Annotated in this window: 19 protein-coding genes; 6 read left to right on the top strand and 13 right to left on the bottom strand. The window is 66.8% G+C overall.

Annotated elements, in window-relative coordinates:
• From ACT54L_RS11710 to hydA, 7 genes are all read right to left on the bottom strand, one after another.
• Complete coding sequence (locus ACT54L_RS11710; protein WP_476085744.1) at positions 1-369, bottom strand: type II toxin-antitoxin system RelE/ParE family toxin; 369 nt, start codon at positions 367-369, stop codon at positions 1-3.
• 12 nt (positions 370-381) lie between these two features.
• Entirely contained in the window at positions 382-684 is a 303-nt protein-coding gene (locus ACT54L_RS11705; protein ID WP_476085743.1) for a helix-turn-helix domain-containing protein, read from the bottom strand.
• A complete protein-coding gene (locus ACT54L_RS11700) occupies positions 677-2,092 on the bottom strand; it encodes a tyrosine-type recombinase/integrase (protein WP_476085742.1) in 1,416 nt (471 codons plus the stop codon). The genes ACT54L_RS11705 and ACT54L_RS11700 overlap by 8 nt, the downstream gene beginning before the upstream one ends.
• A 436-nt stretch (positions 2,093-2,528) precedes the next feature.
• Complete coding sequence (gene rpsU, locus ACT54L_RS11695; RefSeq protein WP_476085741.1) at positions 2,529-2,819, bottom strand: 30S ribosomal protein S21; 291 nt, start codon at positions 2,817-2,819, stop codon at positions 2,529-2,531.
• A 302-nt stretch (positions 2,820-3,121) separates the two neighbouring features.
• The gene (locus ACT54L_RS11690) at positions 3,122-3,334 is read right to left on the bottom strand and encodes a cold-shock protein (protein WP_476085740.1); all 213 of its coding nucleotides are present in this window, start codon (positions 3,332-3,334) and stop codon (positions 3,122-3,124) included.
• Between the two features lie 259 nt (positions 3,335-3,593).
• Positions 3,594-4,271, bottom strand: coding sequence for a GntR family transcriptional regulator (locus ACT54L_RS11685; protein WP_476085739.1), 678 nt, complete (start codon positions 4,269-4,271; stop codon positions 3,594-3,596).
• A gap of 15 nt (positions 4,272-4,286) precedes the next feature.
• The gene (gene hydA / locus ACT54L_RS11680; protein WP_476085738.1) at positions 4,287-5,714 is read right to left on the bottom strand and encodes a dihydropyrimidinase; all 1,428 of its coding nucleotides are present in this window, start codon (positions 5,712-5,714) and stop codon (positions 4,287-4,289) included.
• 334 nt (positions 5,715-6,048) lie between these two features.
• Between hydA and ACT54L_RS11675 the strand changes: the two genes are divergently transcribed.
• The 4 genes from ACT54L_RS11675 to ACT54L_RS11660 all read left to right on the top strand — a co-directional run bounded on the left by ACT54L_RS11675 (position 6,049) and on the right by ACT54L_RS11660 (position 12,919).
• Complete coding sequence (locus tag ACT54L_RS11675) at positions 6,049-7,296, top strand: NHLP bacteriocin system secretion protein (RefSeq protein WP_476085737.1); 1,248 nt, start codon at positions 6,049-6,051, stop codon at positions 7,294-7,296.
• On the top strand, positions 7,293-9,467 hold the full coding sequence (locus tag ACT54L_RS11670) for an NHLP family bacteriocin export ABC transporter peptidase/permease/ATPase subunit (RefSeq protein WP_476085736.1): 2,175 nt from the start codon (positions 7,293-7,295) through the stop codon (positions 9,465-9,467). Before ACT54L_RS11675 ends, ACT54L_RS11670 begins: the two co-directional genes overlap by 4 nt.
• The gene (locus ACT54L_RS11665; protein WP_476085735.1) at positions 9,457-12,315 is read left to right on the top strand and encodes an NHLP bacteriocin export ABC transporter permease/ATPase subunit; all 2,859 of its coding nucleotides are present in this window, start codon (positions 9,457-9,459) and stop codon (positions 12,313-12,315) included. The genes ACT54L_RS11670 and ACT54L_RS11665 overlap by 11 nt, the downstream gene beginning before the upstream one ends.
• 343 nt (positions 12,316-12,658) lie before the next feature.
• Complete coding sequence (locus ACT54L_RS11660; protein WP_476085734.1) at positions 12,659-12,919, top strand: hypothetical protein; 261 nt, start codon at positions 12,659-12,661, stop codon at positions 12,917-12,919.
• A 109-nt stretch (positions 12,920-13,028) separates the two neighbouring features.
• Here ACT54L_RS11660 and ACT54L_RS11655 read toward each other — a convergent pair whose 3' ends face one another.
• The 6 genes from ACT54L_RS11655 to ACT54L_RS11630 all read right to left on the bottom strand — a co-directional run bounded on the left by ACT54L_RS11655 (position 13,029) and on the right by ACT54L_RS11630 (position 18,148).
• Positions 13,029-13,829 carry an amino acid ABC transporter ATP-binding protein gene (locus tag ACT54L_RS11655; protein WP_476085733.1) on the bottom strand — a complete coding sequence of 267 codons (801 nt, stop codon included), beginning with the start codon at positions 13,827-13,829 and terminating at the stop codon, positions 13,029-13,031.
• Entirely contained in the window at positions 13,813-14,466 is a 654-nt protein-coding gene (locus ACT54L_RS11650) for an amino acid ABC transporter permease (protein ID WP_476085732.1), read from the bottom strand. The genes ACT54L_RS11655 and ACT54L_RS11650 overlap by 17 nt, the downstream gene beginning before the upstream one ends.
• Before the next feature lie 11 nt (positions 14,467-14,477).
• On the bottom strand, positions 14,478-15,140 hold the full coding sequence (locus ACT54L_RS11645) for an amino acid ABC transporter permease (RefSeq protein ID WP_476085731.1): 663 nt from the start codon (positions 15,138-15,140) through the stop codon (positions 14,478-14,480).
• Between the two features lie 142 nt (positions 15,141-15,282).
• Positions 15,283-16,074, bottom strand: coding sequence for a transporter substrate-binding domain-containing protein (locus ACT54L_RS11640; protein WP_476085730.1), 792 nt, complete (start codon positions 16,072-16,074; stop codon positions 15,283-15,285).
• A gap of 146 nt (positions 16,075-16,220) precedes the next feature.
• The gene (locus tag ACT54L_RS11635) at positions 16,221-17,471 is read right to left on the bottom strand and encodes a hydantoinase/carbamoylase family amidase (protein ID WP_476085729.1); all 1,251 of its coding nucleotides are present in this window, start codon (positions 17,469-17,471) and stop codon (positions 16,221-16,223) included.
• Complete coding sequence (locus ACT54L_RS11630) at positions 17,468-18,148, bottom strand: orotate phosphoribosyltransferase (protein WP_476085728.1); 681 nt, start codon at positions 18,146-18,148, stop codon at positions 17,468-17,470. The genes ACT54L_RS11635 and ACT54L_RS11630 overlap by 4 nt, the downstream gene beginning before the upstream one ends.
• 203 nt (positions 18,149-18,351) lie before the next feature.
• Between ACT54L_RS11630 and ACT54L_RS11625 the strand changes: the two genes are divergently transcribed.
• On the top strand, positions 18,352-19,272 hold the full coding sequence (locus ACT54L_RS11625; protein WP_476085727.1) for a LysR substrate-binding domain-containing protein: 921 nt from the start codon (positions 18,352-18,354) through the stop codon (positions 19,270-19,272).
• Between the two features lie 121 nt (positions 19,273-19,393).
• Positions 19,394-20,275: an EamA family transporter gene (locus tag ACT54L_RS11620; protein ID WP_476085726.1), complete on the top strand. Its 882-nt coding sequence runs from the start codon at positions 19,394-19,396 to the stop codon at positions 20,273-20,275.
• The last annotated feature ends 9 nt before the right edge of the window (positions 20,276-20,284 follow it).

Below are 20,284 nucleotides of genomic sequence, written 5' to 3'. Positions count from 1 at the left end.
TCATTTGCCCTTCTTTGCGGATTTCAGGCTTTCCAGATGCTCGGAAAACCGTAGATCCGCCTTTGCGATCAGCGTCCTGTAGAAGCGCTTCTGACTGACGCCAGATTTGTCGCCTGCTACCAGGACGATGGCCTTTCGCTTGGGATCGAAGGCGAAGGCCGCACGCCATTCGCCATCGCCGCCCTCGAACCGCAGCTCCTTCATGTTGGCGTGTTTCGACCCCTTGAGCGTGTCGGCGTGAGGCCGGCCAAGCTGGGGACCGTAGTCGGCCAACAGCTTGGCGGCGGCGATCAACGCGACGCGGACATCACGCTCAAAAATCAGAACCTCCGCCTCGAAGGCTGGGTGGAATTCGACCTCCCATTCCATATAGGTTGGAACCTATATTCGGTCAATGGGGAGGACACGCGGGGTGGCGGGCGAAGCCGTCGTCGCCCGCCGGCAGCTCTCCGCCCACGCGTCGAGATCATCGACCGCATAGCGCACCCATTTCCCGAACTTGTGGTAGGCGGGTCCGCCACCCAGCGAGCGATAGCATTCGAGGGTGTGAGCCTCGAGCGCCAGGTAGCGGGCAGCCGCTTCCGTATCGACAAACCGGATCGGCCCGGCGTCGTCGACGAACTTTGCGCGCTTCAGGATATCTGGCGTCGGCCACCGGCGTTGAGATTGTGCCTTCTCAGCCATGGGTCGCCTCCTTCGCTTCGGCGCGCTTCGTGCCAGGAGGAACGCCGCGGTTCTCGCCGCTGCGGTGACGGTAAGGTCGATAGTTTCCGACGCGTGTGCGCGAGGAATAGGCCCCGTCGTCGAAGCCAAGCGGCTTCCCGTCCGGCCCGGTCGGCGCCGGTTCGATCGGGGTTGCTGGTGCGATGGTCGGCGGCTCGGGCGCCACGACAATCGGCGCTGGAGTCGGGGCAGGCCTGCCACCCACCACAGACAGACGCCGCTGAGCCACCGCCTCGGCCGCCGCCCGTACCGGGTCGTCCTCGGTATGCACGTACTTCATGAACATGGTGACGGTCTTATGCGCCGTCAGCGCCATCCCGACCTTCACCGGGACGCCGGAATTGGCGATGTCCGTAGCCGAGCGATGGCGAATGCCGTGGGTGCCGATATGCGGCAGCCCGGCGCGCTGCAGGATGCGACGCCAGCCCTGGTAATAGGTGTGCTTCGACATCGGCAGGTTGGGGTCGAAGACCGACGGGCAGACAAACGCCGACTCTTCCAACCGGGGCGCGGCTTCGAAGAGCCGGAGCGCCTCGGCGCTCATTGGCTTGGACATGCCACCGGTCTTGCTGTCGGGCCAGACGACGCGGTGATTGTCGAAATCGATCCACTCCCATTCGAGATTCAGGATCTCGGACATGCGCGCCGCGAATTCGAACTGGAGCCGGATGGCAAGAAGGATGAAGGGGTGCTCCAAGCCCTCGGCCTCGGCGCGGTCAAGATACTCGAACAGCCTGCGCAGCTCAGCGTCCGTGATGAGGCGCGTCTTGCCGCGCTCGGGGTATTTGGGGACGTGCCGGCACGGATTGGAGCCATCGGGACGCAGGCCCCAGACCTCGGCCATGTTGAACATCTTCCGCACGGCGGCCAGTACGCGATTGGCGTTGGTCGGGCTCCTCGCCATCTTCTTCATCAGGTGGGCGATGTCGGCACGGGTGACATCCGGAACCTTGAGCTGGCCCAGGATCGGGATGATGTAGCGCTTGCCGTATCCGCGGTTCGACTCGACCGTCGCTGGCTTGTTGCGGCTCTCCGAATAGTCGGTGATGAACCGGTCGAATAACTCCTTCACGGTGAGGGCCTGCCGAGCAGCCGCGCGCTCGGCACTCGGGTCGACGCCCCGGCGCACCTCGGCAAGCCAGTCCTGCGCGATGTTGCGCGCCTGCTCGACTGTGATCTCGCCGTACCGGCCGATCGCCGGCTTACGCCGCTGTCCGTTGTGGGCGACGTAGGCCACCATGAAAATCTTGCGACCGGTCGGGGTGACCTTGACAAGGAAGCCGGGTATCGTCGTATCCCGGAGTTCGTAATCGCGCTCCTGCGGGGTTGCGGCGTCTACAGCGGTCTTTGTGAGTTTGATTTTGGGCATTCCTAACCTCCGTTGAGGTCGGATTTCAGGTGCAGAATAGGTGCACCTAGAAAGCCAACCGTAGCGTACAGCCGGTTAGGTATGTGTGTTTCGAGAACCGAAAAAAGCTAGTGCTGACAGTCGGTTATCGGGAAAACGGATACCCCCGGCGGCACAAAGGATAGGGGATATCCCGTCTCTTAAAATCCGTCTCTGCAAAGAATGCCGGTTCGAGTCCGGTCGCCCGTACCACGCCCCTTTTCGCCCGCCGGAAAGCCGGAGCCGCCCCAGGGCACGGAAGGCGGGGAGCGCGGCCGTGCGCGGACGCGCCGTCCTGGTTCCAAGACAAAACCGGCTCCAAGACAAAACCGGCGCCAAAACAAGACTGGCCCCAAAACAAAAAAAGCGCGGCAACCAGGCGGTGCCGCGCGGGTGATGGGACCAGGCAGAAGGCCGGTCAGATCTTGGCAGCGCCGTCCGCAGCCGCAGGACGCGGCGCACCGGGGCGACCGCCCGCCGTGCGGGGCTTGGCACGGGGCTTGGGCAGCAGGCCTTCGCGCTGGGCAGCCTTGCGGGCGGCCTTGCGGGCGCGGCGCACGGCTTCGGCCCCTTCGCGGGCGCGGCGCTCGGACGGCTTCTCATAAGCCTTGCGCTGCTTCATCTCGCGGAAAATGCCTTCGCGCTGCATCTTCTTCTTCAGAACGCGCAGGGCTTGGTCGATGTTATTGTCTCGCACCAGAACTTGCATAAGCAGATGACCTCTTTCCGGCCCAGGGCCGTTGGGAATTGGCCATTTGGAAATGGCCGCCCGGCTTCAAAGAAAAACCCCGCTTCCCCCAAAGGGAGCGGGGTTCTCTGTCCGGTCCACCGCGCTCTTTTCGCCGTCAGTACATCCGTGATCGGTTTGAGGCGCCGTGAAGCTGCCGGGTGTTGAGGCCCGGCATCGGCTGGAGACCCAGGCCCCTCCGGTTCAGGACCGGCTGGCCCATTGGCCCCCAAGGCTAAGACAGAAATGTAAGGTCCGACCGGCCGAGCCGAGCGGACACCCCGTCAGGAGACGAGAGACAGATTGGCTGCGGAGCTCTTGCCGCTGCGCTTGTCGGCCACGAGGTCATAATTGACCTTCTGGCCTTCGCGCAGGGGCGGCAGGCCGGCGCGCTCGACCGCGCTCACATGGACGAAGGCATCGGCGCCGCCATCATCGGGGGCAATGAAGCCGAAACCCTTGTCGGGATTGAACCACTTGACGGTTCCCGTAGTCATGGGAAACCCTTTCCAGATAGAAATAGATGTCGCACCGTGGGTCACACGGCACCGTCGAAAGCTGTTTTTCGGAGGGATATCGTCAGCGACGCGCCACTTATTCGGGCGCAAAGCCAAGTCGTCTGACCGTTTATCGACGAGGACATGATGGACGCGATAGGGGAGGAAGTCAAATTTAATCGCTCAGGCTGCTGCGTCGGCGCGCCCCGCTGCGGCGCATGTCCTTTGCATTCCTCGCGTATTTGCGAGACCTCCCGATTCACCTGATGGTGTCGAGCGTGTGCTTGTTCAGGCTACGCAGATGATGGGTCACCGCGCGGCGGGCGGCCTTGGCATCGTCCTGTCCCAGCGCCTCCACGATCTGGAGGTGCTCGGCGGAATCGGCCTCCAGCCGATCGGCGAGATTTGAGATCTCGAACAGGCGGGTGGTGACGCGCAAGGTGCGGATCATGCCCGCCAGCACCTGGTTTCCGCAGTTGCGGGCGAACAGCTCGTGCAGATTGTCGTCGGAGCGCCAATGGGCGTCGGTGTGATAGGGCACAGCCGTGCGCAGGGTGTCGATCTCCGCCCGCACGCGCGCCAGCTCGGCGGGGGGAATCCGCCCGGCCGCGAGCGCCGCTGCTTCCGGCTCCAGGATTTCGCGCACCTTCAGGCTCTGGAGATATTCCTTCAGGTCCACATGCCGCACCAGAAAGGAGCGCCCGGCGCCCTTGACCACCAGCCCCTCCCCCTCCAGGCGCTGAAGCGCCTCCCGCAGCGGGGTGCGGGAGATGCCCAGCGTTTCGGCGAGGCGCTGCTCGACAATGACCTCGCCACCGTGCAGGCGACGATGGCGGATCATCTCCGACACCGCATTATAGGCGAGGTTGGACAAATTGATGCCGCCGCTGCGCGCGGTATCGCGGCCCTGCCCCTCCTCGCCTTCAATGTCGTTCATCCGCCGGTCTCGTCGTCAGGGCAGGAGGGGATCGCGGGTGGTGGCGTACGGCGACTTGGCCCGGGACAGATGCTGACCCGCGCCCTTGGCCCCCACCAGTTCGCCATTCCGCGCCACGCTCTTGCCCCGCAGCAGCGTATGCACCGGCCATCCGGTCAGCTGGATGCCCTCATAGGGCGTATAGTCCGCCCCGTCGCGGATGAGGTCATGGGTCAGGGTCTGCTTGACCGTCGGATCCCAGATGGCAATGTCCGCGTCGGCGCCCACCGCGATGGTGCCCTTGCGCGGATAAAGGCCATAGGTCTTGGCGGGGTTGGTGGCGGTGACCGCCACGAATTGCTCAAGGGCGATCCGCCCCTTCATCACCCCTTCGGAGAACAGGACCGGCAAGCGCGCCCCCACGCCGGGAATGCCGTTGGGCACCCAGCGGAACGAGGTGCGCCCCTTGGGGACGAGCTTGCCCTGCGGGTCGTCATAGCGGAACGGGCAATGGTCCGAGGAAAAGACAGTGAAGACGCCGGAGCGCAGGCCTTCCCAGCACGCCTCCTGGCTGGCGGTGTCGCGGGGCGGGGGCGAGCAGACATATTTGGCCCCCTCCATGCCGAGGCCATCCAGGTCCTTCTCGGTGAGGACGAGATACTGGGTGCAGGTCTCGCCGAGGACGGTGAGGCCCTTCTGCTGCGCCCAGCGGATCTGCTCCATGGCCTCGCGGTTGGACACATGGACGATCATCACCGGCACATCCACCAGTTCGGCCAGCGAGATGGCCCGGTGGGTCGCCTCCCGCTCCACCGCGATGGGACGGGAGGTGGCATGGAAGCGCGGCGCGGTCTGGCCGCGCTTTTCCAGCATCTCGGTGAGATAGCGGATGGCGTCGTAATTCTCCGCGTGCACCATCACGAGCGCGCCAGTGTCGCGGGCGACAGACATCACGTCCAGGATCTCGCGGTCATTCAGCGCGAGGCCTTCATAGGTCATGAACACCTTGAAGGAGGTGTAGCCATCGGCCACCAAGGCCGGCAGCTCCTGGCCCAGCACCTGGTCGGTGGGGTCGGAAATGATGAGGTGGAAGGACACGTCCACATGGCACGCGCCATCGGCCTTGGCGTGATAGTCGGTGAGGGCCTGGCGCAGGCTCTGCCCCTTCTCCTGGAGGCAGAAAGGCATCAGCGTGGTGGTGCCGCCGAGCGCCGCCGAACGGGTGCCGCTCTCGAAATCATCGGCCATCACGATGCCCTCGCCGGAGGGCTGGGCGATGTGCACGTGGGCATCCACACCGCCGGGCAGGACCAGCTTGCCGGTGGCATCAATCACCTCGTCTGCACCGGTGAGACCGGCGGCCAGGGCGACGATCCGCCCGTCCTTGATGCCCACATCGCACACGAAGCGGTCGGAGGCGGTGACGACGGTCCCGCCGGAAATGATCGTATCGAAAGAGGCCATGGCACTTCGTCTTTGGTCAGGGTTTCGACCAAACGTATACAAAGCGTGCGCAAAATGCATCCCGCCGGCGAGGAAAAACAGCCAAGCTGGAGGGCATGCGATGGTCCGCCTCGCCGCAATTCCCTCCTCTCCAGCCAACGGGCATGTCGCCCATCGAATTACATAGACGGGTACAGGCTTTTCTGTATCGTTCAAACAGAACGCAACCCGATCCTTGCGACAAGCAAACACAATCTCCCAGCCACCTGAAAGAGTTACGTATTCTTCAGGTTTCCCCGGACGTTCTTTCGCGCTAAACCGGAACCATTGCAGTGGTACCGCCGGGGAGACGGACGTGTCGGACCTATTCAGGCGAGAAGCATTGGAAAGCCTGTCCGGCGCCAGCGGCCTCGGCCAGAATCTGCGTGTGGTCTCGCCACTCGGCTGGGTCGCCCTGGGCACGACTCTGGCGCTCATCGCCGGGTGCACCTTGTGGTCCGTTTTCGGGACCTATCGCGTCACGGTCTCCGGGATCGGCCTGCTGGTGCCGGAGAATGGCGCCTTCGTCCAGGTCTATGCCCCCAAGTCCGGTTGGCTCGAAAGCTATCCCGACCGCGGAGACAGCGTGAAGCAGGGCCAGCTGATCGCCCGACTCTCCTCCCCGGAAGGGCAGGAGCGGCTCGCGGATGCGGACAGCCGGCTTGAACAGTTGAAGCGGCAGCGGGTCGAGCTGATCTCCCGCTTCGACGACCGCATCGCCAATGAAGAACGCGCCGCCGCCCGCCGCCGGGAGGCGCTCACCGAGGCCATCAGCCTGGGCGAAGCCCGGGTGAAGGAACTCCAGGCCATGCTGGATGTCCGCGAGGGGCTCCAGTCCAAGGGCCTGATGACCAATGACCGGGTACTGGAGGTGCGCGAGCGGCTGTTTGCGGCACGCGAGGCCATTTCCAGGGCGCGGGCGGACATCCTCACCATCGACGCCCAGATGATTACGCTGCGCGCCCAACATGCGCAGGAGCTGGACACCCTGGACCGCCAGATCCGCGACAGCGAAGGCCAACTCACTCAGGTGAGCCTGTCCCAGGATCTGGCTACGTCCATCTATTCCCGTGTCACCGGAACCGTGGTGCTGGACGAGGTGACGAGCCATGCCCTGGTCTCCGCCGGCCAGCGCATCCTGGTCATAGAGACCGGCGACAAGCGGCTGGAAGCCCTCCTCTATGTGCCCGCCGAACAGGGCAAGCAGGTGCGGCCGGGCATGGAAGTTCAGCTCTCCCCGACCATTGCCAAGAAGGAGGAATACGGCACCCTCCTTGGCCGCGTGGTGCGCGTGGACCCCGTCCCCGAGACCGAAACGGCGCTTGCGGAACGGCTCAGCAACCGCGATCTCGCCCGCCAGTTCACCAAGGCCGGCCCGCCCCTCCAGGTGGAGATCCTGCTCGACAAGGGCGATGACGGTCCGCTGAGCTATGACTGGACCTCCTCGCGCGGCAATGAAGTGGAGCTGACCTCGGGCACGCTGCTGGATGGCCAGGTCACCATCCGCACAGGGCGGCCCATCGCCCTGGTGATCCCCGCCATCCGCCACTGGCTCGGCCTATGAGCGAGGCGCATTTCAAGCCGACCCGCCGGGTCTCGGTGCCCACCGTGCTCCAGATGGAGGCGGTGGAATGCGGCGCCGCGTGCCTTGCCATGGTGCTCGCCCACTACGGGCGCTGGGTGCCGCTGGAGGACATGCGCGTCGCCTGCGGCGTCTCGCGCAATGGCAGCAATGCCAAGAGCCTGCTTCAGGCGGCCCGGGCCCACGGCCTGGTGGCGCAAGGCTGGCGCCTGGAGCCCACCGGCCTCCAGGGCAAGACACTGCCCATCATCCTGTTCTGGGAATTCAACCACTTCGTCGTGCTGGAAGGCATCGGCCGCAACAAGGTCTATCTCAACGACCCCGCGAGCGGTCCCCGCACCGTCAGCCATGAGGAGTTCAACGCCGCCTTCACCGGCGTCGCCCTGGTGATGGAGCCCGGGCCGGACTTTGCGCAAGGTGGCCAGAAGCCCCGCGTGTGGGGCCCGGTGCTGGACCTCTTGTCTGGCTCCAAGGGCGCCATCGCCTTCCTGGCCATTGCCGGCGTGGCCGCCCTGCTGCCGGGCATCTTCGTGCCCGCAGCCACCAAGATCTTCGTCGACGAAATCCTGCTCAACAATCTCAAGGACTGGCTGCGTCCCCTCCTCTTGGGCCTTGCCTTCGCCGCGGCCTTGCGGGCGATCCTCAGTTGGCTGGAGGGCTATTTCCTCGCCCGCCTGCAATGGAAGCTGGGCACGGTGGTGGGCGCCGACCTGACCTGGCACATTCTGCGCCTGCCGCCCCGTTTTTTCGCCCAGCGCTATACGGGCGATGTGGCGGCGCGGCTGCATTCGGCCGAGCAGATCTGCGCCCTCATTTCCGGGCAGGTCTCCACCCTCTTCGTCTCCGGGCTTGCCGCCATCTTCTATGCCTGGCTGATGATGCTCTACGACCCGCTGCTCGCCACCATCGGCATCGCCATGTCGGCGCTGAACGCGGTGTTCGCACAGATGGTCGCCCGCTGGCAGGAAAACGCGGTGCGTGGGCTGCTGCGGGAAGATGCCGCCCTCTCATCCGTGGTGGTCAACGGCATTCAGTCCATTGAGACGCTGAAGGCCAACGCCTCCGAGGACGACTTCTTCGCCCGCTGGGCCAGCCACCAGACCCGCCTCCTGAATGCGGTCCAGGCCATGCAGGTGCCGAGCCTCGTGCTCGGCATGATCCCGGGCATCCTGGGCGCCGTGGTGCTGGCCCTGATCCTGGGCGTCGGCGGTCTCCAGGTAATGGACGGCATCATCACGGTGGGCACGCTGGCGGCTTTCCAGAGCATCCTGTCCACCTTTTCCGGGCATGTGTCCGCTCTGGTGCGCCTTGCCTCCTCCCGGCGCGAGCTGCGCGGCAACCTGGAGCGCATCAATGACGTGATGCGCTATCCCCTGGATGAACGCTGGACCTCGCCCGCGGCCGACCTGGCCCCCGCGCCCCCGGAAGGCCGTCTGGCGGGCGCGGTGGAACTGAAGGACCTGTCCTTCGGCTACAGCCCCCTCACCCCGCCTCTGGTGCGGGACTTCAACCTGACCATCCCGCCGGGCGGGCGCGTGGCGCTGGTGGGGCGCTCGGGCAGCGGCAAGTCCACCCTGGCCCGCATGGTGGTGGGCCTTGCGGAACCCTGGGGCGGCGACGTGCGCTTCGACGGAACGGACATGCGCCGCATCCAGCCGGCCGTGCTGTCCTTCTCGCTCGGCTTTGTGGACCAGAACATCGTCCTGATGGACGGCACCGTGCGGCAGAACCTCACCTTGTGGGACCCCAGCGTGCCGGAGGCGGAGATGGTGCGCGCGGCCAAGGACGCGGAAATTCACGACGTGATCGCCACGCGGCCCGGCGGCTATGACGCCCCGGTGCGAGAGGGCGCCTCCAACTGGTCCGGCGGCCAGGCGCAGCGCCTGGAGATCGCCCGCGCCTTGACCCGCCAGCCCAGCATCCTGGTGTTCGACGAGGCGACCTCGGCGCTGGATGCGAGCACGGAAGCGCGCATCCTGGAGAACCTGCGCCGGCGTGGCTGCTCGCTGATCCTGGTGACGCACCGCCTGAGCGCAATCCGGGATTGCGACGAAATCCTGGTGCTCGACCAGGGACAGGTGATCGAGCGCGGCACGCACGCGCACTTGTGGGCCGCCAACGGCGCCTATGCGGAGTTGATCCGTGCCGGCTGATTTTTCCTCTCCCCTCGACTCACCCGCCGTGCTGCGGCTCGACGAGGCCCCGGTTCCCCTCGGCACCACCGCCTATGAGGTGGTGACGGGCACGCTTGGCCTCTATGCCTCCGCCCCCGGCCGCGCCGGCAGCCGGCGGCTCGCGGAGACCTTCCCGGCCGGCGAGATCGTCTTTTCCCTTCCTCCCCATCCCGACATCGCGCTGGCCGGCTTTGCCTTGGCCCAGGAAACGGCCGTGCGGCCGCTGGATATGGATGGCTTTCTTGCGCGTCTGGCGGCGGGCGAACCGGCCGCCCTGGCGAGCATGGACGCGTTCATCGAGCGCATGGCGCGGGCCTTTGCCCGGCCCGAGAGCGGACGGGTGGTCGGCATCGCGGCGGAGACCGAAAGCCTCCCGCCAGACATCGCCGTGCGTCCCCATCGTGGCCTGTTATGGATCGAGCTTCTCCAGGGCCGCCTTTCACCGGACCTCGATCCCGACCGCGTGCTGGAGGCGGGCGCGCCGCCTTTGCCGCTCTCCGCGGCCTCCCCGGGCGCCGCGCACGCGGTCCAGGAAACGGCCGCCGTGATCTGCCGGGACACCGCCATGCTGGTGAAGGAGGGCCGCATCGCCGCCGCCTTCCAGGCCCATCTGGAACGGCTCGCGGGCGCCGTCGCCGCGAGCCTTGCGGTGGAAGCCGGACGCTCTGCCGAGCGCGTGCGCGCCGCCCCGGCCCGCGACCGGGCCGCCGCCGCGCGCCCCTTTGCCGGCCTTGGGGGAGAACGCTCCTCCGCCGCCGACATGGAGGACGATCCTCTCTCGCAAGCCTTCCTCCTGGTGGCCGAGGCGAATGCGGTGCGTGTTTCGGCGGACGCGCTTTCCGCCGCCATAGCCGTCGAGGCGGACACGCCAGACGACCGCCTCGCCGCGCTGGCGCTGGCGGCGCGGCTGCGGGTGCGGCCCTTGCGCTTGACCAAAGGCTGGCAGCAGGGCGGCCAGAGCCTCATCCTGTTCACCCGTGCGGAAGGCCGACCTCTGGCGGCCCTGGCCCGCTCCGGCTGGCGGAGCGGCTACGACATCCGCGAAGCCGACGGCCGGCCTTGGACCGGCCGGATGGAAGACGTGTCGGAGATCGCCTATGCGATCCAGCGCCCCCTGCCGGAGGGGCCGGTGGACGGCAAGGCCATGCTGCGCTTTGCCTTGCCCCTGGCGGGTCCCCTCGCCATTCCCGTGCTGATGGTGGCGCTGTTCGCCGGACTGCTGGGCCTTGTCACGCCCATCGGCACCGAGATTTTGTTCGACACCGTCATCCCATCCAGTTCCGTGCCCCAATTGCTCCAACTGGTGGGCGGCCTTGCGGCCCTTGGCGTTGGCATGACGGTGTTCGAGCTGGTGCGCGGCTTCCTGCTGCTGCGCATGACCACGCTCGTGAATGCCGACCTGGAGGGGGCCATCTGGGACCGCCTGCTGCGCCTGCCGGCCACCTTCTTCCGCAGCTATACCGCCGGCGATCTGGCGCTGCGGGCGGCGGCCATCAACCAGATGCGCGACACGATCGGCGGCACGGTGCTCAATACGCTGCTGTCCTCGGTCTTCTCGGTGACGAGCCTGTGCCTGCTGATCTATTACAGTTGGAAACTGGCGGCCATCTCGGCGGTGCTGGTGGCGCTGCAAGTGGCGGTCACCATCGTCTCCAGCATCATCATGATTTCCATGAACCGGCAGGCGCTCGCCACCGATGGCCGCTTGCAGGCCTTGTCGCTTCAGATCCTCACCGCCATCGGCAAGCTGCGGGTGGCCGGCGCCGAGTCCCGGGCGTTTGGACGCTGGGCGAGCATCTTCCTGGAGCGGCGGAGCCTCGACTTCCGCAAGCGGCGGCTCTCCGTGGGGGTCGAGACGGTCGGCGCCGTGCTGGGGGTGCTCTCCACCGGCGTCCTGATCGCCGCGGTGGGCTTCGGCCTGGTGCAGATCGGCATCGCCCAGTTCGTGGCCTTCAACGCGGCGTTCGGGCAATTCCTGTCGGCGGCGCTTTCGCTGACCGGCGTCGTGCCCGCTCTCCTGACCCTCGGTACGCTCTATGAGCGGGCCAGCCCGCTCCTGCGCACCACGCCGGAAGATGGCGGTCGCCCCTCCGGCTTCGGAGTGCTGCGAGGGGACGTGGAATTCCACAATGTGACCTTCCGCTATGACGCGGACGGCCCGCTGGTTCTGGACGGGGTGAGCCTGCGCGCGCGTCCCGGCGAGTTCATCGCCCTTGTCGGCCCCTCCGGCGCCGGCAAGTCCTCGGTGCTGCGGCTCCTGCTAGGCTTCGACAAGCCGGCGAGCGGCGCCATCTTCTTCGATCACCAGGACGCCGCCTCCATCGACATGCGCGCAGTGCGCCGCCAGATGGGCGTCGTGCTGCAGAATGGCCACGCCGCGACTGGCTCCATTCTCGACAACATCCTGGGCGGCGCCCCGCTCACGGAAGCCGATGCCTGGGCCGCCGCCCATCTGGCGGGCCTGGACGAGGACATTCTCCAGATGCCCATGCGCATGCACACTTTTGCCGGCGAGAACGGGGCGCTGCTGTCCGGCGGCCAGCGCCAACGCCTGATGATCGCCCGGGCGGTGGTCCGGCGGCCGAACCTGCTCTTGTTCGACGAGGCCACCAGCGCGCTGGACAATCGCAGCCAGCAGATCGTCACGGACCGCCTCGCCGACCTCAAAGCCACCCGCATCGTGGTGGCCCATCGGCTCTCCACCATCATGGCCGCCGACCGCATCTATGTGCTGGAGGCCGGGCGCGTGGTGGAGGAAGGCACCTATGAGGAACTGATGGAACGGGACGGGGTCTTCACCGAGCTGGCGCGGCGGCACATTTCGTAAACGAGCATCCCGACCTTAAGCTTCACCCTATTGATACGTATTCTTTCAAAAACACCTTCGTTCTGACGCAAATATTCACAATTCCAACATTCACTTCATGAGGCTTCCGCGCTATATACATCCTCATGAAGACATAAACGCCTCGCAAGCCGACAACAGAGATCGGATATCGCCTCCACGCCGGCTTGAAGTGCAAGACATTCCAGAAAAAGACCTGATATTTCCCAAATATCATCTTGCCCTGGAAAAGAATTCGTACCGCAGCGGATAGCCTGCGCGCCGGCCGGCACGCCTGCAAAGCTGCGCTTCCATCAGCAAGCAGCCAAGTCGAGGAGAGACGACAATGTCCAACGTACCCAATGAGAACCAGATGTTGTCCGACGACGAACTTCTGCCGGTGAGCGGCGGCACGGCCGTGTCCTCCGGCGGAAGCTGGGGCGTCGGCGCCTCCGGACACCCCGTCTATACGCGGTGGGAAGTGGACGCGGGCGGCGCGCGCACCGTTACCTCGGGCTCCGTGCGGCCCGAGCCGCTGGCCGATGGCCGGACCAATTACTGGGGCATGGGCGCCGACGGGAAGGAATTCCTGAAGGGCACCCGCTGACCGCCACCGCTTTGCGGCGTGGCGCTGACGCCTGAACGTCTTGCGGCCCGGCGCGCCCATGGGGCGTCGTCCGGGCCGCATGCTGTTTGCCCTCCTGGAAGGGCGAAGCTCAATCGTGGATGGACGAGAGGAACTGCTTCAGCTCCGCCGTCTGCGGCGTGCCGAACACCTCCGCTGGCGGGCCGGCTTCGTGGACGCGCCCCTGGTGCATGAAGATGACGCGGTCCGCCACCTTGCGGGCGAAGTTCATCTCGTGGGTGACCATGAGCAGCGTCATGCCCTCGTCGGCCAGGCTTTCCACCACACGCAGCACCTCGCCCACCAGTTCGGGATCAAGCGCGCTGGTGATCTCGTCGCAGAGCATGACGGCCGGATCCATGGCGAGCGCCCGGGCAATGGCGACCCGCTGCTGCTGGCCGCCGGAGAGCTGCTCGGGCATGGCGTCGAACTTCTCGGCCAGGCCGACGCGCGCCAGCAACTGCCGAGCGCGGGCCTCGTTCTCCTCCCCCTTGCGCTTCTTCACCAGCCGAGGAGCCAGCATCACGTTGCGGCCCACGGACAGGTGCGGGAAGAGGTTGAAGCTCTGGAAAATCATACCCACCCGCTGGCGCAGGTCGCGCATGGCCAGTGCGCTGTCGTGCAGCAACGGCTTGCCGTCCACGATCAGCGAGCCCTCCTGGAACACCTCCAGCCCGTTGATGCAGCGCAGGAGCGTGCTCTTGCCGGAGCCCGACTTGCCGATGATGGCCACCACCTCGCCCCGCTTCACGTCGAGGTCGATGCCCTTCAGCACCTCGTGGTCGCCATAGGACTTGCGCAGCGCCGTGATGCGCACGATGGGCGCGCCCACCTCTGTATGGGGGGCGACGAGCACGGAGCCCGCCGCGGACGGATCAGTGGCGGCCGACATGGAGTTTCCTTTCGAGCGATCCGGCGTAAAGGCTGATGGGGAAGCACAGCACGAAATAGATCGCCGCCACGCAGCCATAGACCAGCAAGGGCTGGTAGGTGACATTGGCGATCATGCCGCCGGCCTTAGTCAGTTCCACGAAACCGATGACCGAGGCCAGCGCCGTTCCCTTGATGACCTGCACCAGGAAGCCCACGGTGGGCGGCACGGCGATTTTCAGCGCCTGCGGCAGGATGATGTGGCTCAATTGCTGGCCGAACGACAAAGCCAGAGACGAGGACGCCTCCCACTGGCCTTTCGGGATCGCCTCCACGCAGCCCCGCCAGATTTCGGCCAGATAGGCCGATGTATAAAGTGTCAGCGCCACGGACGCCGCGACCCAGGGCGATGTATCGATGCCGAACAGGGCAATGCCGAAATAGAGCAGGAAGAGCTGCATCAGCAGCGGCGTGCCCTGAAAGAGCTGCACATAGCCGGAGATAAGCCTTTCGGCGACCTTGTTCTTGGTGAGCCGCACCACCAGGAGCGCCAGCCCGACGATGCCGCCGCCCACGAAGGCGATGACCGAGAGGACCACCGTCCAGCGGGCCGCCAGGAGCAGGTTGCGCAGGATGTCCCAGAAGGTGAAATCGACCATCCGCGCCTCCTTCAGCGTCCGAACACGAAACGCGGGCCCACCCAATTCAGCAGGCGGCGCACGGCGATGGCGAGGCCGAGATAGATCACGGTCGCCACGATATAGGCCTCGAAGGCCCGGAAGTTGCGGCTCTGGATGAGGTTGGCCGCATGGCTCAGCTCTTCCATGGAGATCTGCCCGCAAACCGCCGATCCCAGCATGACGATGATGATCTGGCTCACCAGCGCCGGCCACACCCGCTTCAGGGCCGGCGGCAGGATCACATGGGTAAAGACCTGCACCCGGCTCAGCGCCAGGCTCTCCCCCGCCTCGATCTGCCCGCGCGGCGTCGAGATGATGCCGGCGCGGATGATCTCGGTGGCATAGGCCCCCAGATTGATGGTCATGGCCAGGATGGAGGCGGTGAGCGGGGACAGCTTCACGCCCGCCGCCGGCAAGCCGAAGAAGATGAAGAACAATTGCACGATGAAGGGGGTGTTGCGGATCACCTCCACATAGGCGGCGGTGACCAGCGCCAGCGGGCGCGGCCCCTTCGCGCGGGCCCAGGCGCAGGCGACGCCGATCACTGAGCCCAAGGCGGTGGCGATGGCGGTGAGCCCCAACGTCCAGGCCGCCCCCACCACAAGCAGGGGCCATTGGGCGAACAGGGGCCAGAAATCCAATGCGACGCGCATGTGCGGAATCCGAAAGGCCGAAGGTCAAGAAGGTCGTGCCGCGGTCACGCCGCCGGGCCGCACGGCCCGATGACGCCGGCGGATGGGGCGGCGGCCCGCGCGGGAGCCGGATCGCGGGACCCGGCTCCCCGTCCGGGGTGCCTCAGAGCGGCAGGTCCCCGGTCCCGCGCTTCAGCCACTTCTGGGACAGCTTCTCCAGCGTCCCGTCGGCCTTGGCGGCCAGCAGGATGTCGTTGACCTTGGTGCGCAGGGCGTCTTCGCCCTTGGCGATGCCCACGAAGCAGGGGCTGTCGCGCAGCAGGAGCTTGTATTCGACGCCGAGGTTCGGGTTCTTCTGGGAGAGCACGCCGATGTTGGACACGCTGGTGGCGATCACGTCGGTCTGGCCGGCGGCGAAGGCGGCGGTGGTGGCGGCCTGGTCCTCGAAGCGCTTCACATTGGTGGAGGGCGGCGCCACCTTGGCCAGCATCTCATCTTCCATGGCGCCCCGGGTCACCGCGACGGTCTTTCCGGCCAGATCGTCGAAGCTCTTGATATTGGTGGTCTTCAGGGCGAACACGCCCTGGTAGAAGGGCGCATAGGCCACCGAGAAATCAATGATCTTCATCCGCTCTTCATTGCGGCCGAGGGTGGAGACGACGAGGTCCACCTTCTTGGTCTGAAGGTAGGGAATGCGGTTGCCGCTGACCACCGGCACCAGTTCCGCCTTCACGCCCATCTTATCGGCAATCAGCTTGGCCACGTCGATGTCGAGGCCCATGGGCTGAAGGTCCGGGCCCACGAAGCCGTAGGGGGGATAATCGGTGGGCACGCCGATCTTCAGCACCTTGGCCTTCAGGATGTCGTCCAGCTGGCTCTGCGCCATGGCGCCACCGGCGGACAGCGTGGCGAGGGACAGGCTGAGGGCAACGAGGAAACTGCGCTTCGACAGCATGGTGAATTGGACCCCTTCTGCACCGTTGACGGGCTTTGCACCCATGGTTGCTGCCCAAAGCAGAAGCAATCCGCGGGCCAGTTTTGCACTCAGAAACAAAATCGGCCGCGAACCGCACGCGTGCCCTTCCGCTCGCCCTCCCCCCTTCACCGGGGTACCGCGCCCAGCGCGGCACTGAGGAGATCGACGCCGGCCAGGAAATCCCCGATCTCCATGGCTTCGTTTGGATTGTGGGACCCGTTGGCGTTGCGCACGAACACCATGGCGGCGGGAATGCCGGCATTGGCGAAAACGGCGGCGTCGTGCCCCGCGCCGCTGGCCATGCGCTCCACCGGTTGGCCCAAGGCGCGGCCAGCGGCTTCGAGACGCTCGATCCAGCCCAAGTCCATGGTGGCCGGTGCGGAAACCAGGCGCTCGTCGAACGAGAAGGAAACGCCCCGGCCCTGCCCCACCGCCTGGCACTCCTGCAGCATCAGCTCATAGAAGCGCTCCAGCGTGTCCTTGTCCTGGCTGCGGACCTCGAAACTGAAATGCGCCTCCCCCGGGATGACAGAGACCGCGTGGGACTGGGGCGACGTGCCGAGGATGCCCACGGTCATCACCAGGTCCATGCCCATCTGCAGCAGCACGCGCCAATGCTCGTCGAGCCGAGAGAGCAGGTCCGCCACCGCCAGCACCGCGTCCTTGCGCAGCCAGCGCGGCACGGCGCCGGAATGCCCCGCCTCGCCCCGGCAGGTGACCGTCGTGTGGCGGATATTGCCGCGAATGCCCGTCACCACCGCCGCCGGCCATTGGCGGGCGATCATCACCGGGCCTTGCTCGATATGGAGTTCAAGCCAGGCTGCCATGTCGCCCGGCCCCACCAGCGCCTCGCCCCGGGCCACCGCGTCCACGTCCACGCCGCTGCGCGCCATGGCTTCCCCAAGCGTCCCCGTGCCACTGCGATGGCGCAGCGCCAGGGCGCTGGCGGGAAGCCGGCCGGTGAGCGCGAGGGAGCCCGTATAGGCCTTGCCATACCAGGCGCTTTCCTCGCCGCGCAGCGCCAGCACCCGCACCGGAGGCGCCTGCCGCGCCCGGCCCTTGAGGTCATGGAGCACCAGCAGGCCCGCCACCACGCCGGCCAGTCCGTCGAAATTTCCACCCTGGGGCACCGAATCCAGGTGGGAGCCCACCACCACCGGCGGCTCATCCCGATTGTCTTCCGGCAGGCGCAACCAAAGGTTTTGGAACCGGTCGCGGGCGGCCGTGACGCCGAACATGCCCGCCCACCGTTCCACCGCCTGCATGGCCCGCTCCTCACCGGAGCCATAGGCCTCGCGGGTCACGCTGACCCCGTCATCAGAGAGTGCCCGCACCTCCTCGAAGAGGTCGGCCGCCAATTGCGCCCGCCCGCTCATGCGCCCACCCCACCATGCTCCAGCGACCAGCGCACCGGGTCGGCATCGAAAGCGGAAAGCGTACCCAAGGCCTCCAAGCTGAGACCACCTTCGGCGCGCAAGGCAGCCAAGAGGTCCGGCCAATGGGTCAGGGCATGGATGCGGGGCGCCTTTGCGTCTGCGGCGCCCGCGATGCGGGGATAGATGGCATAGTCGAGAATGACGAGCACATCGTCCACCACCGCATCCCCCTGGCGCAAGGCGGCGGCGGCGGCGAGCTTGGAACGGCCGTCGGTGGTCACATCGTCCACATAGAGCAGCCGCGCCGCCGGCGGCAGGCGGCCCTCCAGGCGGGCCGTCTGGCCCCAGCCCATGGGACGCTTGCGCAGATAGAGCAGCGGCAAGGCGAGACGCTCGGCCAGCCAGGCCGCAAAGGCGATGCCGGAGCTCTCCGCGCCCACTATGGCGTTGATGGACCCCTGCGCCACAACGGGCGACATGGCGATGGCCGCCAGGTCCATGACGTGGGTGCGCAGCCCCACGTCGGACATGATGAGGCGCGTATCCACATAGACCGGGCTCGCCCAGCCGGACGTGTAGACAAAAGGCTGGCCCGTGGTGATGCGCACGGCGCCGATGCCCACCAGGATCGAGGCTACGCGGGCAGCGGCGGAAGAGGGGCTCGAACGCTCGGACATTCTGAGAGACATCGCAGCAGATGCGGGGGGAGCACCCTAGGAACGCGGCGCCGGCGCCGAGAAGTTCAAAATCTGCCGGGGAGCCGTCGCATTCTGCGATGGCTGCGCATCCCCGGCGCGCCGCGGCCCGCGGCTTGCGTCGGCCGGGAGAAGCCCAGCCGCACCGCCCAAGGCGACATCACCCAGACCCGGTTGCACACAAAATGCCCTCGACCACTCCTTATCGCACATTTTTGCGGCAGATCGACCTCGGCACCCTCGACCTGTTCGTCCTGGTCTGCGAGACCGGCAGCATTGCTGGCGCCGCCGCGCGCGGGCACATCGCCCCCTCCGCGCTCAGCCGGCGCATTGCCGATTTGGAGCGCCTTCTGGGGGGGCCCCTTCTGGTGCGCCACGCCCGCGGGGTGCGGCCCACCACCTTGGGCGCGCAGGTGGTGGAGCACGGCCTCGACATTCTGGTGGAAGTGGAGCGCCTGCGCAGCGCACTGGATGAATTCTCCCAGGGCGTGCGCGGGCGGGTGCGGTTGTCCGCCAGTGCCTCGGCGGTGGAACAATTCCTCCCCTCGGACCTAGCCGCCTTCACCGCCCAACACCCGGACATCCGGATCGACCTCCACCAGAGCAGCAGCCAGGAGGTGGCGCGGGCGGTTCTGGCAGGGGAGGCCGAACTTGGCATATGCGGGGAATGCGAGCCCGCCGCTCATCTCCAATCGCGCCCCTACCGCACCGAGCGCCTCGTGCTGGTCACCCGCCCCGATCATCCCCTTGCCGCCCGCCCCCACATCGCCTTCGTGGAGACGCTGGACTTCGAGCAGGTGGGCATGCGCGGCTCGAGCACGGTGCAGATCAGCCTCAACCGCGAGGCGCGGGAAGCCCGGCGCGCCTTGCGGCAGAGGGTGGAGGTGAACAGCCTGTCGGCCATGTGCCGCATGATCGAGTGCGGCATGGGCATCGGCGTCATGGCGAGCGGGGCCTTCGCGGCGCTGGGCAAGACCGGGCTTGCCACCATACCCCTCACAGATCCCTGGGCGCTCCGGGCCCTGAACCTCTATGCGGCGGACTTCGCGCGCCTGCCCGCGCCCGCCCTGCGTCTGGCGGATGCGCTCGCGGACGTAATGGCCTGATCCGAGCGGGGGAACAGGGAGCAGCGGCACGATTACACATGAGACTTGCGTCCCCGGCCGGGCGCGTCATTGTTCGCCGGCCTTCCCTTCGGGCCGCCGGGCCCGACCTTCGAGTCGTTCCATGCCTGCATCCACCCAGCGCGGCGTCTGGCTTGCGCTTCTGGCCGTGTTCGTGGCCGTCTGCTGCATGCAGATCGGCGCCGCCCTCGGAAAGCTGATCTTCCCCGTGGTGGGCGCCGCCGGCGCGTCGGCCCTGCGCCTCGTCTTCGCCAGCCTCATCCTGCTGGTTGTCTTCCGCCCCTGGCGCGCCCTGCCGGAGGGCAAGGCCTGGCGCCCGCTCCTACTCTACGGCGTGACGCTGGGCCTCATGAATCTGTTCTACTACCTTGCCATCGCGCGCATTCCGCTGGGCGTCGCGGTGGCGCTGGAGTTCCTCGGGCCGCTGGCGGTGGCGGTCTTCAATTCCCGCCGCCCGTCCGATTGGCTTTATGTGGCGCTGGCGGTGACGGGGGTCGCCATCCTCCTGCCCATTCACGAGGGTGCCGGTCCGCTGGACGGCCTCGGCGTCGTCCTCGCCGTGCTCGCGGGGGCCTGCTGGGGGCTTTACATTGTCTTCGGCCAACGCACGAGCGCGGTGGTGCCGACGGGCACGGCCACGTCCATCGGCATGATCGTGGCGTGCGCTGTGGTGCTGCCAGTGGGCATCGCCCAGTCGGGCGCGGCACTGCTGACGCCGCACATCCTGCCGGTGGCGGTGGGCATCGCGCTCCTGTCCAGCGCCATTCCTTATTCGCTGGAAATGCTCGCGCTGAAGCGGCTGCCGGCGCAGACCTTCTCCATCCTCATGAGCGGCGAACCGGCGTGCGCCGCCCTGTCAGGCTTCCTGATCCTGGGCGAGCGGCTCAGCGTCAGCCAATGGATCGCCATCGCCTGCGTGATGGCTGCGTCCATCGGCTCCAGCCTGTCCGCGCGCAAGCGCACGCCGCCAGCCGCGCCCGTCTGAGCGGGCGCG

This window comes from Aquabacter sp. DMC10, assembly GCF_056314145.1.
This window is presented reverse-complemented; position numbering and strand designations above follow the sequence as displayed.

Bases quoted from the DNA above. Each gene is read 5' to 3' on its own strand.
- ACT54L_RS11630 (WP_476085728.1), bottom strand. From the start codon at position 18,148: ATGTCCGAGCGTTCGAGCCCCTCTTCCGCCGCTGCCCGCGTAGCCTCG.
- ACT54L_RS11685 (WP_476085739.1), bottom strand. From the start codon at position 4,271: ATGAACGACATTGAAGGCGAGGAGGGGCAGGGCCGCGATACCGCGCGC.
- ACT54L_RS11655 (WP_476085733.1), bottom strand. From the start codon at position 13,829: ATGTCGGCCGCCACTGATCCGTCCGCGGCGGGCTCCGTGCTCGTCGCC.
- hydA (WP_476085738.1), bottom strand. From the start codon at position 5,714: ATGGCCTCTTTCGATACGATCATTTCCGGCGGGACCGTCGTCACCGCC.
- ACT54L_RS11690 (WP_476085740.1), bottom strand. From the start codon at position 3,334: ATGACTACGGGAACCGTCAAGTGGTTCAATCCCGACAAGGGTTTCGGC.
- ACT54L_RS11620 (WP_476085726.1), top strand. From the start codon at position 19,394: ATGCCTGCATCCACCCAGCGCGGCGTCTGGCTTGCGCTTCTGGCCGTG.
- ACT54L_RS11710 (WP_476085744.1), bottom strand. From the start codon at position 369: ATGGAATGGGAGGTCGAATTCCACCCAGCCTTCGAGGCGGAGGTTCTG.
- ACT54L_RS11700 (WP_476085742.1), bottom strand. From the start codon at position 2,092: ATGCCCAAAATCAAACTCACAAAGACCGCTGTAGACGCCGCAACCCCG.
- ACT54L_RS11625 (WP_476085727.1), top strand. From the start codon at position 18,352: ATGCCCTCGACCACTCCTTATCGCACATTTTTGCGGCAGATCGACCTC.
- ACT54L_RS11640 (WP_476085730.1), bottom strand. From the start codon at position 16,074: ATGCTGTCGAAGCGCAGTTTCCTCGTTGCCCTCAGCCTGTCCCTCGCC.
- ACT54L_RS11635 (WP_476085729.1), bottom strand. From the start codon at position 17,471: ATGAGCGGGCGGGCGCAATTGGCGGCCGACCTCTTCGAGGAGGTGCGG.
- ACT54L_RS11705 (WP_476085743.1), bottom strand. From the start codon at position 684: ATGGCTGAGAAGGCACAATCTCAACGCCGGTGGCCGACGCCAGATATC.
- ACT54L_RS11670 (WP_476085736.1), top strand. From the start codon at position 7,293: ATGAGCGAGGCGCATTTCAAGCCGACCCGCCGGGTCTCGGTGCCCACC.
- ACT54L_RS11660 (WP_476085734.1), top strand. From the start codon at position 12,659: ATGTCCAACGTACCCAATGAGAACCAGATGTTGTCCGACGACGAACTT.
- ACT54L_RS11645 (WP_476085731.1), bottom strand. From the start codon at position 15,140: ATGCGCGTCGCATTGGATTTCTGGCCCCTGTTCGCCCAATGGCCCCTG.
- ACT54L_RS11650 (WP_476085732.1), bottom strand. From the start codon at position 14,466: ATGGTCGATTTCACCTTCTGGGACATCCTGCGCAACCTGCTCCTGGCG.
- rpsU (WP_476085741.1), bottom strand. From the start codon at position 2,819: ATGCAAGTTCTGGTGCGAGACAATAACATCGACCAAGCCCTGCGCGTT.